Here is a 2,253-nt window from a genome sequence, read left to right on the forward strand (position 1 = left end):
CGCAAAGGGGGGAGGGAACCGCGCGGGTCGGGACCTGCTCCGGACATATGCGATCGGAACCCGTGTCGGCCATAGCCACATGGGGAGAGGCTCGCGGCCCGCTCGATCGCATCCGGCTCCGCGAATCCCGAAAAACCCTGCCCGATTCCCGGCCAATCGCCTCATCTTTGTGCACTGCACACAGCGGCTTCAGGCGGCAAGCTCGGCCGGCCCGGCACGCCGGATTCCGAGGGGAGGGCACTTCCGAAACCCCGTCGCACGGCCCTGGCACGCGACTTGCCCCAGGGACCGGGTCCGTCAACGGCGACGGGCAGCGCCGTCAGCGAGGCCGCTGATCCGGTCCTCTCGCGGGCACGCACCTGGGAGACGGCCGGCAGCGGCTTTTTTCGTGGCGGTCCGCCATTCCCTATCCTCAGAGGATCGAGACCCTCCGCCCCATGGTGACACCGGAATCGGCACACGCGCCCCTCGTGCGCGAACGGCTCGTGGTCGTCGGCAACGGCATGGCCTCCCTGCGCTTCCTGGAACGGCTGACCGAGGGCTCGCCGGGGCGCTACGACGTCACCGTGGTCGGGGCCGAGCCGGTCGCCGCCTACAACCGGGTGCTGCTCTCCTCGCTGCTCGGCGGCGAGGTGGACGAGGCGGCCTGCGCCTTCCGCGGGCTGGACTGGTACGAGAGCCACGGCATCCGCCTGATCACCGGGGCGCCGGCCACGCAGGTCGACCGCGAGAACGCTCTGGTCGTGGTGGGCGAGACCCACGTCCTGCCCTTCGACAAGCTGGTCCTGGCGGTGGGCTCCCTGCCGATCCGCCTGCCGAAGCCCGGCATGGACCTGCCCGGCGTCATCACCTTCCGCGACCTCGCCGACGTGGCCGCCATCCGCAAGGCCGCGGTGCAGCACGCGAAAGCCATCGTCATCGGCGGCGGCCTGCTCGGGCTGGAGGCGGCCGTGGGCCTGGCCCGGCTGGGGGTCGACACCACCCTGCTGCACGTCATGGACCGGCTGATGGAGCGCCAGCTCGACCACGTCGCCGCCGGCCTCGTGCGCCGGGCGATGGAGGCCCGCGGCGTCAAGGTCCTGCTCAAGGCCGACACCGACCGCATCGAGGGCGACGGCCGGGTCGAGCGCCTGGTCCTCTCGGACGGCACCGTGCTGCCGGCCGACCTCGTGGTGATGTCGGTGGGCGTGCGCCCCAACCTCGCCCTGGCGCAGGGGGCCGGCGTCGAGACCGCCCGCGGCATCAAGGTCGACGACCGCATGACCACCTCGGACCCGCGCATCTTCGCGCTGGGCGAATGCGCCGAGCACCGCGGCATGGTCTACGGCCTCGTGGAGCCCGCCTACGAGCACGCCGAGACCCTGGCCCGGCACCTTTCCGGCCAGGAGGCCGGGTATCGCGGCACCGCGCTCTCCACCAGCCTCAAGGTCTCGGGGCTCCCCGTGTTCTCGGCCGGCGTGGTCGACACCCCGGATACGGCCGAGGCCATCGTGATGAGCGACCCCGGCGCCGGCCTCTACCGCAAGCTCCTGGTGGAGGAGGGCCGCCTGATCGGCGCGGTCTTCGTCGGGGACATCGGCGAGCAGGGCTGGTGCAAGAGCCTGATCCGCACCGGCGAGCCGGTCTGCGACCACATCGACGACCTGATGTTCGGCCGCCCAGCCGAACCCCGACCCCTCGCAGCGTGAAGGAGGCAGACATGGCCGAGGACTTCGACGCCGAGCAGAAGCGCTACCTCGAGGGCTTCGCCTCGGGGATCAGTGCCGCCCGCCTCACCGGCGGCCTGATGAGCGGCAACAGCGCCCCGCCGGCCGAGCCCACGGGCCCGGACGCGATCCACATCAAGGCGCAGGACGCCACGATCAAGGCCGGCGGCAAGCTCGCCGAGCAGGAGAAGTGGAAGCGCGCCGAGAACCCGTTCGAGGGCCACAACCGCCTGATCGCGGAGGCCGCCACGGGCGCGGCCCCCAAGCCCGAGGACAACTTCCGCTGGCGCTACCACGGCATGTTCTGGCTCGCCCCGAACAAGGCCCATTACATGTGCCGCCTGCGCATCCCCAACGGCATCCTGCACCACTGGCAGTTCTCGGGGGTGGCCGACCTCGCCGACGCGCACGGGGGCGGTTACGTCCACGTCACGACGCGCGCCAACCTCCAGGTGCGCGAGATCGCGCCCGAGCACGCCCAGCCCTTCCTCGACGGGCTGACCGACCTCGGCCTCACCGCCCGAGCCGCGGGCGGTGAGGCCGAGGT

The 2,253-nt window shown here is 71.9% G+C and carries 2 protein-coding genes; both read left to right on the forward strand.

Annotation, left to right across the window (positions count from 1 at the left end):
- The first annotated feature begins 437 nt into the window (after positions 1–437).
- Positions 438–1,688: an NAD(P)/FAD-dependent oxidoreductase gene (locus COGEMETH_RS25185; protein WP_238185398.1), complete on the forward strand. Its 1,251-nt coding sequence runs from the start codon at positions 438–440 to the stop codon at positions 1,686–1,688.
- An 11-nt stretch (positions 1,689–1,699) separates the two neighbouring features.
- Positions 1,700–2,253, forward strand: a 554-nt coding sequence (locus COGEMETH_RS25190; RefSeq protein ID WP_507763008.1) for a ferredoxin-like domain-containing protein, incomplete at its 3' end; no start/stop codon positions are given.

Source organism: Methylobacterium trifolii (assembly GCF_022179685.1).
GTDB lineage: Bacteria > Pseudomonadota > Alphaproteobacteria > Rhizobiales > Beijerinckiaceae > Methylobacterium > Methylobacterium trifolii.